Annotated in this window: 14 protein-coding genes; 5 read left to right on the plus strand and 9 right to left on the minus strand. The window is 43.7% G+C overall.

From position 1 onward, the window contains the following. Positions 1-357 precede the first annotated feature (357 nt). The 3 genes from FTV48_RS00890 to FTV48_RS00900 are packed head-to-tail and all read right to left on the minus strand — an operon-like array spanning position 358 to position 3,170. On the minus strand, positions 358-1,434 hold the full coding sequence (locus FTV48_RS00890) for a DUF6670 family protein (RefSeq protein WP_005094039.1): 1,077 nt from the start codon (positions 1,432-1,434) through the stop codon (positions 358-360). An 18-nt stretch (positions 1,435-1,452) separates the two neighbouring features. Further along, positions 1,453-2,274 carry a CDP-diacylglycerol--serine O-phosphatidyltransferase gene (gene pssA / locus FTV48_RS00895; protein ID WP_005094042.1) on the minus strand — a complete coding sequence of 274 codons (822 nt, stop codon included), beginning with the start codon at positions 2,272-2,274 and terminating at the stop codon, positions 1,453-1,455. Positions 2,275-2,312: 38 nt separating this feature from the next. Further along, the gene (locus FTV48_RS00900; RefSeq protein ID WP_179999133.1) at positions 2,313-3,170 is read right to left on the minus strand and encodes a 23S rRNA (adenine(2030)-N(6))-methyltransferase RlmJ; all 858 of its coding nucleotides are present in this window, start codon (positions 3,168-3,170) and stop codon (positions 2,313-2,315) included. Between the two features lie 118 nt (positions 3,171-3,288). On the opposite strand from FTV48_RS00900, the gene FTV48_RS00905 reads away from it, so the two are divergent. Continuing rightward, positions 3,289-3,891, plus strand: a complete 603-nt coding sequence (locus FTV48_RS00905; RefSeq protein WP_100357803.1) for a 2OG-Fe(II) oxygenase — start codon at positions 3,289-3,291, stop codon at positions 3,889-3,891. Positions 3,892-3,961: 70 nt separating this feature from the next. Next, entirely contained in the window at positions 3,962-4,489 is a 528-nt protein-coding gene (locus FTV48_RS00910) for a hypothetical protein (RefSeq protein ID WP_005094048.1), read from the plus strand. Between the two features lie 90 nt (positions 4,490-4,579). Here FTV48_RS00910 and FTV48_RS00915 read toward each other — a convergent pair whose 3' ends face one another. From FTV48_RS00915 to FTV48_RS00940, 6 genes are all read right to left on the minus strand, one after another. Next, complete coding sequence (locus FTV48_RS00915) at positions 4,580-4,837, minus strand: DUF2789 family protein (protein WP_005094049.1); 258 nt, start codon at positions 4,835-4,837, stop codon at positions 4,580-4,582. A gap of 115 nt (positions 4,838-4,952) precedes the next feature. Then, positions 4,953-5,207 (minus strand): DUF2789 family protein, encoded by a 255-nt coding sequence (locus FTV48_RS00920; RefSeq protein WP_035337452.1) that lies wholly within the window; start codon positions 5,205-5,207, stop codon positions 4,953-4,955. Between the two features lie 88 nt (positions 5,208-5,295). Continuing rightward, positions 5,296-5,556, minus strand: a complete 261-nt coding sequence (locus tag FTV48_RS00925) for a DUF2789 family protein (protein WP_005094053.1) — start codon at positions 5,554-5,556, stop codon at positions 5,296-5,298. A gap of 174 nt (positions 5,557-5,730) precedes the next feature. Next, positions 5,731-6,717 (minus strand): malate dehydrogenase, encoded by a 987-nt coding sequence (locus tag FTV48_RS00930; protein ID WP_005094055.1) that lies wholly within the window; start codon positions 6,715-6,717, stop codon positions 5,731-5,733. A gap of 167 nt (positions 6,718-6,884) precedes the next feature. Next, a complete protein-coding gene (locus tag FTV48_RS00935; protein WP_005168674.1) occupies positions 6,885-7,523 on the minus strand; it encodes a hypothetical protein in 639 nt (212 codons plus the stop codon). Positions 7,524-7,554: 31 nt separating this feature from the next. Further along, a complete protein-coding gene (locus tag FTV48_RS00940) occupies positions 7,555-9,489 on the minus strand; it encodes a lytic transglycosylase domain-containing protein (protein ID WP_179999204.1) in 1,935 nt (644 codons plus the stop codon). A 334-nt stretch (positions 9,490-9,823) separates the two neighbouring features. On the opposite strand from FTV48_RS00940, the gene miaB reads away from it, so the two are divergent. Genes miaB through ybeY form a run of 3 tightly spaced genes read left to right on the plus strand, consistent with a single transcriptional unit; the run spans position 9,824 to position 12,901 of the window. Beyond that, positions 9,824-11,281, plus strand: a complete 1,458-nt coding sequence (gene miaB, locus FTV48_RS00945) for a tRNA (N6-isopentenyl adenosine(37)-C2)-methylthiotransferase MiaB (protein WP_005094063.1) — start codon at positions 9,824-9,826, stop codon at positions 11,279-11,281. Between the two features lie 38 nt (positions 11,282-11,319). Continuing rightward, entirely contained in the window at positions 11,320-12,396 is a 1,077-nt protein-coding gene (locus tag FTV48_RS00950) for a PhoH family protein (protein ID WP_005094064.1), read from the plus strand. Positions 12,397-12,418: 22 nt separating this feature from the next. Then, complete coding sequence (gene ybeY, locus FTV48_RS00955) at positions 12,419-12,901, plus strand: rRNA maturation RNase YbeY (protein WP_005094076.1); 483 nt, start codon at positions 12,419-12,421, stop codon at positions 12,899-12,901. Positions 12,902-12,942 lie beyond the last annotated feature (41 nt).

Consider the following 12,942-nt stretch of genomic DNA (forward strand, 5'->3'; position numbering starts at 1 on the left):
TCTACCATCAATCAATGAAAATAATTTCGATCGATCAACCAGTAAAAATCCACACAAGTTGTTCTTCATAAGCTCTTAATGATCTTCTTGCTGATTCGTCACCAGCAAGCTAGGTCGGCTATATTACACTGAATTTCTAAAGTGTCAATCCGTAATTCAAATTAATTTAAACTTAACCAACAAAACCTAAGCTTAACACCTCGTGCTAAGTTACTGTTTTATCAGAAGTTTTAATCTTCATCACTGCCGATGGATGTGCATTCTACAGGATTTCACACCCAACACAACCCCTATTTCTAAATAATTCAGCAAAAAACTAACGACTGTTTATTTATTCTACAAAAAATGCAGGTTTTTCTATTTTTTGAGCATTAAAGGTACAGAATTTGATAAATGAGTTAAAAGTTTGTCGGTTTTATCTTGTTCTTGAAAGCGTAAAGGACGGCAATCAATGTATTCACAGTAGCCACCTTCCCCATTTTCGTTCTCTTCATTTATTTTGACCTGATAACTAAAACTTCCAACATAGCCCGCGGCCAAACCAAATTTGAAATCACCGCGACTTTGCCCTTGTACCCAAATACAGGTGCCATCTTTAGCTTCGTAACACCATTCAAATTCACGTGGCAAATACATATTTTGCCCATTCGGCGTGGTGACGCGCGGATAGACACGATGGACTTTAAAATACACTTTTTGGTCAAACATCTGAGTCTGCATCTTGTTTAAATCACGCAAATACATCCGAGACTGAACAATACTATTCACCCCATCCCGAATTTGCGCCAACAGTAGCTGCCGGTTTTCACTCAGGTTAATAATTTGATAAGTCAGGAAGGCCAAAGGCAGATAAGGGAAATTGAAACTTCGTGCATATTCAAAACTTCCGAGGCTATCAATATTATATGTCTGTTGTTTATATTTTAATGTGCCCTGGCAATAGCAGAGCAAAGACCAGTGCTCGGCAAGTGAAAACCTCACCTGGCTAAAGTGGGAAATAAGCTGAGTGGTATGAATGCTTAAATCGAAACTGAGTTCCGAGTCAAAACGCTGCAAACGAAAATGAGGAAAGGCCCCACTCAGTTGCTCCCGATCTAAAAACTGAAATAAGCCAGCATCAAAGTTACAGTCCTGCTGTACTGAATAACGATGCAGTTGGCCGACCATATGCGAACTGGTGCTGCAAATCACTGTGGCGGTATCCAGTGCGTTGGTTTGAATTGCACTGGGATTGGCCAGCATCGGTGCATTCGGCTGCCCGATAATGCTGAGAAAATTTAGATAGTGCAGCGGTGCCGGAAGTCCAGGAATCATCAAACCTTGATGAATAATCTTATATTTTGAGTTGGGGCCATGATAGGCAGGATAATGCGAAACAGTTGGAGTCTGATTCAGCTGTTTCGAACGATCTAAAAAATCTTGAAGAAACCGCATCTCAGACTCCTTATATTTTTATAATCTACTCGATCTTTTTGCCATAAAGGTGGTCACAAAACCAGACAAGGCATAGAGAATAGAAATTACCAGAATGCCGACAGGAATATTATAAGTCATCGCAGCAAAGACAAATACGGCAATTGGTAATACAAAAAACGGAACGCGTTTACGCTCTACAGTCTTAAATGAATAATATTTGATATTAGAAATCATCAACAAGCCCACCGCAATAATGACAACGGCGTTAATGATCTGAATGGATGCTTCACGAATATCGAAAATTTCAGGAAAATCTAAACCGACCCAGACCAGCGAAACAATCATGAGAGCCGCCAATGGACTGGCCACACCAATAAAATAACGCTTGTCTACCACGCCAATCTGTACGTTAAAGCGGGCCAGACGAAAAGCAGCACAGGCGGTATAGACAAAACAGGCGGCCAGACCAATCCGGCCTAAATCACTCAAACCCCAGCTATACATCAAGATCGCGGGAGCCACACCAAAAGCCAGCATATCGGAAAGCGAATCAAACTGTTCACCAAACGGACTTTGCGCACCAATCGCACGCGCCACACGCCCATCCAAACCATCCAGCAAAGCCGCAATAAAAATTGCATAGATCGCTTGCTGGAAATTGCCATTCATACTGGCAATAATGGAGTAGAAACCTGCTAACAACGCAGCGGTTGTAATCAGGTTAGGCCATAGATAGATGCCTCGACGCTTAACTTTCTGCCCTTCCTGGGTATGTTCCTCTTCTTCCACCTCAAAGGTGATGCCATCAAAAGGCAAGTCTTTTGAAGAGTCGCGTTCCGGTTTGCTTATATTTGTCATTCTTGTCGATCCTAGCTATGACCTGTGCTTTGAAAAAATTATTCGCCGACTAACCAGCGAACTGCAGCGTGACCACCATTTTCACTCATGCGAAGATGTGGGAATAACCATTGTAGTGCTTCATCTGCATCTTCAGAGAATTTCCAAGGCGGATTAATCACCAGCAAACCACAACCATTCAAGCCGACTGGGGTGTCATCCGGCCATACACAAACTTCACACACCAGTTGACGGCGGATGCCGGTCTTGAACATTTTTTTCTCGAAGCGTTCAATCATGGCACGGTCTTTAATTGGATACCAAACAGCAAATACACCTGTCGGCCATTTCTTATAAGCGGCAACCAGCAATTCTACCAATTGTGGAAAATCTTTACGCTCAAGCTCATAAGGTGGATCGATCATCACCAGACCACGTTTTTCTTTCGGCGGAATCACCCCCAAAAGACCTTCATAAGCATCACGCTCATGCAAGCCGGCACGCTTGTCAAAAATATTATGACGAAGTTGCTGAAACACATCACGCTGCATTTCAAAAATGGTCGCTTTATCAATCTCGCGCATGCCTTCCAGGGCAAACCAAGGTGAACCAGGATAAGCACCCTTACCAAAGTTTTCACGCATTTTTTCGACAATTTTCAAATATTGTTGTACGCCTTCAGGTGCGTTACGCTTGATCGAATCATCCAGTTTAACAAGACGATGAATACCGTTTAAGAACTCACCTGATTTTTGCGCTTCAGCAGTCGATAAATCATATTTACCCGCACCACCATGTGTATCTACATAGCGATAAGGTTTGTCTTTTGCATTCAGTCGAGTCAACAACTGAAGCAATAAAACGTGCTTCATGACATCGGCAAAGTTGCCTGCGTGGTAAGAGTGACGGTAATTCATGTTTCATTAATTCCTAATATCAACAGCTATTTTAACATGAAAAATAGTTTCGTTCAGGCACGATTCTTACACTAAAATAGCGAACCTGTTTTGCCACACTATCGAGAATTGAAAAAAAATGGAAGCTGTTATCATCCCAGGGGATTGGAATGTTGATCAAATCTTAGATGATTTAGATCAACATGGCTTTAGTATTGTTGACGATGCTTATTCTAGCGAATATCAACATGCGGTAAGTCAGGAATGCTTAAGCCACTTAAACGAATTTCGTAATGCAGCCATTCAAAATGGCGTCGTCAGCAACATCCGTAGTGATCATATTCTTTGGTTACGACCTGAATTTCAAATTTCCCACCTACACACCCAAACCCTGCAACAGTTTTCTCAAGCTTTAAACCGTGCGTTTTATTTAGGCATTAAAGAAATCGAAGCACATTTTGCCTGCTATCACGCTGGCGAGTTTTATGCGCTGCATCGTGACAATCCTCAAGCTAAAAATGGCCGAATGATTTCCAGTGTGTATTATCTGCATGAACAATGGCAGGCAGATTGGGGGGGTGAATTGCGCCTGCAAGATAAAAATGGCCAGTGGCATATTATTCAGCCACAGCCGAACCGGATTGTACTGTTCCAGAGTGATTTGTTACATGAAGTTTTAATTTCCAAACAGCAACGTCTATCCATTACGGCCTGGTTAAGAAGCGATACAGCCTTAATCTAATGCTCGCTCATGCTTTAAATTTATTTTTTTAACCTCATATAGCCATTATTGAGAAATGAGGATTGCGTTGATGCGATTAACAACCAAGCAGATTATTGAGCGACTGGGTGAAACTGACCAATTGTACTTAAAAGGCAATACGCCAGAATTAACGCTTGAACGTGCTGATCTTCGTTTACAGCTGGTGACTTTAAGTGAGCTGCGTCAGGAACAGCGACATTTCCTGCAAGAAGCGATTGTCTTACTTGAACAAGGCCGGGTGGAATTTGAAGAAATGCCGCTGCGCATGTATATCAATTTATCCTTGCATCTGGCCAAGGCTTATATGATGTTTTTTGAACTGACCAAAGAGCAGCATTTTGCCCTGATTACCCAGCAAATTCTTAAGCCGATGGCCAGTTATGAACATGGCGATATTTATTTCTTTCTGGCTTATGCCAGTGCTAGTAAAAATGAGCCGGCCCTGACACGTCACTGGTTAGGTAAATACACCAAAACGGCTGAATGTGAACTGGAGTTGTTGCAGCAGCATCATGCCTTTAGTGATTATCGTCAGCAGGAATGGTTTATCAAAATATTAAAAAGTAAAATGCATTAAGCTTAACAGCGTCAAAGAAAACGCCTCATTTGAGGCGTTTTCTTTTGAGCATCACTTTCATTTTTTAAGTAATACCAAGATATAACACAGTTAAGCAGGCTGACGTCTGTAGGCATCCATGTGTAATTGCTGGTTCAGCTCATCCACCCAGATTGCCCAATCATCATCCTGTACCAGATGACTAATCAATAATGAACGCTGGGATTTATTCCAGAATGGTGCCTCGTGCAAGGACAAGCCTGCTGGAAGTTGATGAGTCCGGATATACAACTCAATGGCAGCAGCGCTATTGGCCAGACCGAGTTGAGAAAATAACATTTCTAAGGATGGTTGGTTCTTCATGAGCATGTCGCCCTCCTTATATCAGATAAATTGTAATTATTTATAGATCCAACTTATAAGATAAGACAAAAAAAACCTAGTCATTTGACTAGGTTTGTTGTTTCTTTTTGTAGACTATAATTTAAACACCTTGCTTGTCACTTTCGACATGTAACAGCTGGTTCAGTTTATCAATAATCACAATCCATTCATCATCTTGATGCCAGTGCTCGCGTAAGAATGCACTTTGGCCCTCACTCCAGAATTCGGCATCCGGTAAAGCGACTTCAGATGGCAACTGATGGGTATGGGTGAATTCATTAATTGCGGCTTCATCAGCAGGCAAACCCAATTGTTCAAATAATAATTCTAAAGTTGGCTGTTGTTCGAACATGATCCACTTGCTCCTGTTATATGCTCTAAACTAAAAATAAGACCTTTACCATCCCTAAAATAAGAACTGGCATAAATCCTTAAATACTCATTTATAAATCACATGATCCAGAACCTTGGGCTTCGCTATGTAATTGTTCATTCAGGACATCAACTAAAATTGCCCATTCATCATCTTTTTTCCACTGACCAATCAGGAAATCATGCTGGGATTTCGACCAGAACGGCGCCTTGTGCAAAGGCACGTCCATACCAATTTGATGGGTCTTGATAAACTCATCAATCGCCTCGGGACTCGAGTCCAATCCAAGTTGCTGAAAAAACATTTCTAACGTTGGGTGTTGATCAAACATCTTCTTCACCTCGCCTTTTATTGGATTATTTATGTTTTTTAGCTTAGTCCAAGCCTAAGCAAGATTCAGTTGCTGCTGCATCACAGCATGTTATTTTTTGTTCATCAAAAAAATAGAGAGATAAAAAAAGCACCCCGAATGGAGTGCTCTTTCAACTTAATCTAAACGATCAAATTATTTAAGCATGTCAGCAATCGCTGCGCGCTCTTCTTCAAGTTCGTTCAATGTAACATTGATACGCTCACGGCTGAACTCGTCGATTTCTAGACCTTGAACGATTTTGTATTCACCGTTCTCAGTCGTTACAGGGAAACCGAACATAACGCCTTCAGGAATACCGTAAGAACCGTCAGAAGGAATACCCATGGTTACCCATTCGCCATTTGTGCCAAGAGCCCAATCGCGCATATGATCGATTGCAGCGTTTGCAGCAGAAGCAGCAGAAGACAAACCACGCGCTTCAATGATGGCAGCGCCACGCTTACCAACAGTCGGAAGGAATGTGTTTGCATTCCAATCTTGGTCGTTAATCATGTCTTTAACGCTTTCGCCATTAATTGTAGCGAAACGGTAGTCAGCATACATTGTTGGAGAGTGGTTGCCCCAAACTGTAAGATTTTTGATGTCTTTAACCGCTTTACCGGTTTTAGCAGCAATTTGAGATGCAGCACGGTTGTGGTCAAGACGTAACATTGCAGTGAAGTTTTTCGCTGGAAGATCTGAAGCAGATTTCATCGCGATGTAAGCATTCGTGTTCGCAGGGTTACCTACAACAAGAACTTTAACGTCACGGCTCGCAACTTCGTTAAGTGCCTGGCCTTGACCGATAAAGATTTCGCCGTTCACTTTAAGCAGATCAGCACGTTCCATACCTGGACCACGTGGACGTGAACCAACTAATAGCGCGTAGTCAGCATCTTTGAATGCAACTTTAGGATCATCAGTACCGATCATGTCTTCTAGTAGCGGGAATGCACAATCTTGAAGCTCCATCATTACGCCTTTTAGCGCTTGCTGAGCTTTCTCAAAAGGAACTTCGAGCAATTGCAAAATCACTGGTTGATCTTTACCTAGCATTTCGCCGCTTGCGATACGGAATAATAGGCTGTAACCAATTTGACCTGCAGCGCCAGTAACGGCAACACGAACTGCTTGCTTCATCTAATTATCTCCAATTGAGGATATTCAACGCGATTAAATAGTTAGTATTTAATCTAATAATCGTAAACGCGAAAGATTGTACTCCAATCCTTTGCCGGATGCATATAAAAGAGGACGGATTTCATCTAAAGTCTGATAGGAAATATAAATTAAACCGGCAAAAAAGCTCAGTATGTTCCTTTTATTGTGACAGTTTTTGGGCATGTATTAATAATGTTGGCAGGACAGGATTTATAATTGCCATTTTTGTGATAACAGACTTTGATCGAGGTCAACACGCTGCTAGCTTGAGTAAGCTGGCAATTAAATCTCAAAGCATTGGCGGGTAATTGCGGATTAATTCTCACAAATTTCACACGCAGCGCATCGACTGATATGGTGATATTTTCCTGTTCAGTCAGCTCTGCCGGCACTTTAAGCCGGTCTGCATAATTGATAATCGTCCGGAAATATTGGCTGGCATTCATTGGAACACAGCCGCCGATGTTGCGCCACAAAATGGTCCGGGTATTTTCATCCGGCATAATTCTGGCCACCACCTTGGACTGAAGTGGTGAAAGTTTCGCAGAGCTATTGGTTGTACAGTTTTCTGACGTAGCCTGAGGATATAAGCCGGAAATATTCAAGGAATAGCCTTCCAGACATTTTCGTTTCTTTGCATATTCAGGGTACAGGCTACATAAAGCCGGCACCATTTCTACATCCATGACATAGTCTGTCGGCATGGCGAATGCTGCCGGACTGCTGCCCAAAAATACAAGCGCTGCCCATTTCCCCCAAACTCGACGATCCTTCATTATTTTCATGAATAAATCACCATCCCCAATAATTTTAATTTTATTGTGTATTACGTAATGGTATCAGTTGCATACGCTTACCCACGGACTGTGCACCCTGTCCTAACAAGAGACCGTAATGTGTGGCATTGGTCATGACATGTTTCACATAATCTCGGGTTTCAAGTAAAGGAATACTTTCAGTATATTGATCTGCTGCCATGCCCTGAAATTCTGGCTGCCAACGGCGGGCACGGTTTGGTCCGGCATTATAGCCTGCGGTTGCCAAGACTGGGCTGTCGCTGAGCTGACGCTGAATGGTCGATAAATAAAAGGTGCCATAACGGATATTGGTATTCATATCGGTCAAAGCTGCCGGATTATAAGCCTCACCCATTTGACGCGCCACCAGCTTGGCAGTATCTGGCATGATTTGCATCAGGCCACCGGCACCCACATGTGAACGTGCCACGGTATTGAAACGGCTTTCCTGACGCATCAAGCCATAAGCCCAAGCCGGATCGATCCCGGCATTGCGGCTATGACTGACCACGTAATTCTGGTGCGGCATTGGATAACGATAATTGTAGTTATGTTTGTTCACGGTGCGGTCAGCTGCATAAATGGCCCGATCATGCCAACCCATGTCCATGGCACGCTTTGCTGCGGCCAGCAACAGCTCATCATCTTTCTTCAGATAGGCCTGACGCACTGCCCAGTTCCATTCACGGTTAATGTAGTTATTCGGTGCACTGATATTGCGTAGCGTGAACGCACGACGGAAATGAATATCCTGATTCAAACGTTGCATGGCCTGATTCGATGGCTGAATTGGATTGGGTGTGCTCGCAGTCAGCTGTCCCAACTTGTCGCGTGCCAGAAGATTGTGATAATCATCCCCGGCGGCCAATGTACGATAAATACTCTCTGCAGTTTTCTTTGAACTACGATCTGCACGCTGCTCACTGGCACGGGCCAGCCAATATTGCCAGCGATCTTCCTGTTTCTGATTGACGCTCATGGCATCAATCGCACGGATTAGGCTTTCCCACGCACTAAAACGGATGGCCTGACGCGCATAAATCTCAGCTTCTTCCGGACTAAATGGCAGACCATAACTGGCATCAAAGGCATTTAACACTTCCCGGTTAAAGTTGTTCTTCATGACTGTGGTTCCACCGACATACCCCACAGCTCGGTATAAGGCACGTTGTACTTGTACCGGTGTGCCTTCAGCAGTCCGTTTCACAATGGATAACGCCGAGTCCAGATCACTATCTGCCAGACGTCCCAGTGCATAAATCAGATAAGCATGTTCTGCCGCACTGTTTTTCGGTGCAGACCATAAATAATTGGTTGGATTGGCCTGAATCGAATTGAGTTGTGCTAAAGACAGATTCAGACCGATTCCTTGCGCAGTGGCAATAGCCTGACCTGACTGGCCGGCACGCAATTGTACCCAAAGTCGCTGTTGGCGGTCTTCTGCCGTCATTAAAGGGCTAGAAAGCATCATTCGACCAAGTCCAGTACAAGAATCCGGTTGGCTATTGGTGGTTAGCCAGACCTCTTTAAACTCGGCATAAACCAGCTCATCACCGGCTTTGGCACGAACTTGTGCTACGGCACAGGCTTCAGCTGGATCGGCATTGGTTACATAAGGCAATACCGGTTGAGCCGTGGTGAAATCTGCCATTTTGACTTTTTCTTCGACATAGTCCGCTGCCAGCTTTTCAGCCATCGCAGATTGCGGGTAGCGCTGAGCAAAACTGACAATTTGGCTGGCAGGTTGCAAGGCAAGATTCTGGTTTAAAATCCAGTATTCCGGATAATAGCCTAAAGCATCATTCTGCATGGACAGGCGATATTGTTGTAATAATTCAGTATTACCTGCATTGGCCGCACGTAAGGCATCGTTAAATTGCTCTTCAGCTGCATATGTACTTGCTGAACAGATACACGCCACACTTAACGTAATTAATTTATAATATTTATACATATTTTCAGTGTGTTTCAACATCCCTTTGCCTTCTCTCATCGATTCTGTGCCTAGCCTATGTTGCTTATCATAAGAGCTTTGTTGAAATATTATAAGCAACTGTATTGTTCAGTTATGTAACCTTATGATTAAGCAATATTAATCTACAGACAATTTTTACCCATAAATCAATATTTTTCCACGTTTAATTTAAGCTATAAGTTTAAGCGACTTTCCTGCTAAAATATGCGCCTTCCCATATTTCAGTCCGTGAATTGAATTGTTATTCACCTGTTTGATGCGTCAATCAGGCTGTTCGTTCACTCTTTCAACGTATTACCTTGTAGGAGCCTACATGACGGTTCAAACCTTCATTCCGAATGGTGCCCCAGCTGCCTCAGAAAACACTGTTACCCAGCCAGCGCACACCCCTGTCCATGAGATTGCAGTAAAAAAACTGTATATCGAAACGCAAGGGTGTCAGATGAATGAGTACGACAGTCACCGTATGGCAGACCTGTTAGGCGATTCTCATGGCTATGTGCTGACCAACGATCCTAAAGATGCCGATATTCTGCTGATGAATACCTGCTCGATCCGTGAAAAAGCCCAAGAAAAAGTGTTTTCCGAGCTGGGTCGCTGGCGCAAACTGAAAGACAAGAATCCGGATCTGATTATCGGGGTTGGCGGCTGTGTGGCGTCTCAGGAAGGCGACAACATCCAGAAACGTGCCAATTATGTCGACATGATTTTTGGCCCGCAAACCCTGCACCGCTTGCCACAAATGCTGGATCAGCATTTTGACCAGATCGAAAAACCGAAAAAAGAAAAAATCAAACTGGTAGATATCTCCTTCCCGGATATCGAAAAATTCGACTTTCTGCCTGAACCGCGTGTTGAGGGCTATAAAGCCTTTGTTTCGATCATGGAAGGCTGTTCAAAATATTGTTCGTTCTGCGTGGTGCCTTATACCCGTGGTGAAGAAGTGTCTCGCCCACTGGATGATGTATTGGCTGAAATTGCGGGTCTGGCAGAAAAAGGCGTGCGTGAAATTTCCCTGCTGGGTCAAAACGTCAATGGCTATCGTGGTGAAACCTTTGAAGGCAATATCTGTACTTTTGCCGATCTGTTGCGTTTAGTCGCGGATATTCCGGGCATTGGCCGGATTCGTTATACCACTTCGCATCCACTCGAATTTAATGATGACCTGATCCAGTGTTATCGTGACCTGCCACAAATGGTTTCGCATCTGCATTTGCCGGTACAAAGTGGCTCGAATGATGTGCTTCAGGCCATGAAACGTAATCATACCATCGATGTCTATATCGAGAAAATTAAAAAGTTACGCTCAGTTCGTCCCGATATGCATTTATCTTCAGACTTTATCATTGGCTTCCCGGGTGAAACTGATGAGAACTTTGCAGAGACCTATCAATTTATTAAAGATCTGGATTTCGATCATTCTTATAGTTTTATCTATTCAAAACGTCCGGGTACGCCTGCGGCAGAACTGGAAGATACCATTCCGGAAGATGTCAAAAAAGAACGTCTGGCCAAAGTTCAGCAATGGATTAAACGCTCGAGTATTGACAAAACGGATGCCATGCTCGGTAGCATCCAGCGGGTACTGATCGAGAAAGTCTCTGATAAAGATCCGAATATTCTGGTGGGTACGGCGGACAACACCCGTTATGTCAACTTTATTGGTGATCCTGCCTGGGTAGGTCGCTTTGCCGAGATCGAAGTGACCGAAATTAAAACTTTGAATTTAGTTTATGGTGAACTCTTGAATCTTGAGCCTGACGTGGCGTAATGTAGAGCATATAACGTACACTTCATAAGGAATACTCTTTGACTGCAGCGATTCGACGTACAGTAGCTTTTCCTGGGATTTCAATGGACCGTATCCAAGCGATGTTAGGTGCTTATAACGGTCATTTGAAGCAAATTGAACAACGTTTAGATGTCAAAATCTCCCATCGCGGAGAGAGTTTTATTGTGGATGGTGGAATCGATGCCGTTGAAAGAGCCGAAATGCTCTTGCAACGTCTACACGAAGAATCTGAACAGAGCCAGCAGATCAGCGCAGATACCCTGCACCTAATGATTCAGGGCAGTCAGACTGACCGTGAACTCCAGCAAGATCTAGAAGACCAAGAACATACCGGCCTGGACAATGTCTGGTTACAAACCCGTAAAGGCCGGATCAATCCGCGTGGTGCCAACCAGAAACGTTATGTACAGCGTATTCTGCAAAGTGATATTTCTTTTGGTATAGGTCCTGCCGGAACCGGTAAAACCTATCTGGCTGTCGCTGCTGCTGTGGACATGCTGGAACGCAATGAAATCCAGCGCATTCTACTGGTGCGTCCTGCGGTCGAGGCCGGTGAAAAACTGGGTTTCTTGCCAGGGGATTTAAGCCAGAAAATCGATCCTTATTTGCGTCCATTGTATGATGCTTTGTATGAAATGCTCGGCTTTGAAAAAGTGGCCAAGCTGATTGAACGTCAAGTGATTGAGGTGGCGCCACTCGCTTATATGCGTGGCCGTACCTTGAATCATTCTTTCGTCATTCTGGATGAGGCACAGAACACCACCCCAGAACAGATGAAAATGTTCCTGACCCGTTTAGGTTTTGGTTCACGAGCGGTCATTACTGGTGACGTGACGCAGGTGGATTTACCGCGCGGCCAACAGTCTGGTCTTTCACATGCCCTGCGTGTGATTGATAAAATCCCTGAAATTCATATCACCCGTTTTCATTCGCGTGATGTGGTTCGTCATCAACTGGTACAGAAAATTGTTGAAGCCTATGAAGGCTGGGACAGTGATCAGCAGCGTTTAAGTGCAGAAGCACGTGCCGAACGTAAAGCACGTCAGGACGCCTTGATCGCTGAAAATAATGCTGCCGCAGATGCACAGCATTAAGCTTTCAATTTAAGGATTTGTGTTGAAACTTAGTCTTTCCTTACAGCAGGATTTTCAGTCACCTGAACTGGTACTAAAACGTGCCTCTATTAAAAAAGTAGTCGAAACCACTTTAGGTCATATCGGTACGCAAAGTAATTGCGAAATCGGAATTGCCTGTGTCGATCATGATGAAAGTCATAAACTGAATCTGGAATATCGCGGCAAAGACAAATCGACCAATGTCCTGTCTTTTCCGAGCGATCTTCCAGATGAAATGGCGCAATTTCTGGATGCCTTTCCCATTGGCGATCTGGTGATCTGTATTCCTGTGGTACTTGCTGAAGCGCTTGAGCAGCAAAAAGCGCCGTTGACGCATTTCACCCATATGCTGGTGCATGGCACCTTGCATTTAATGGGTTATGATCATGAAACATCAGATGAAGATGCGGAAGAAATGGAAGGCATTGAAATTGAAATTCTGGCCAAGCTGGGTTTTGAAAATCCTTATCTGGAACGAGATTAAGATTTAAAAGAAAATGAAGGAAGCGAGCTGAGGCTCGCTTT

Source organism: Acinetobacter sp. YH18001 (assembly GCF_013416975.1).
Lineage (GTDB): Bacteria > Pseudomonadota > Gammaproteobacteria > Pseudomonadales > Moraxellaceae > Acinetobacter > Acinetobacter pseudolwoffii.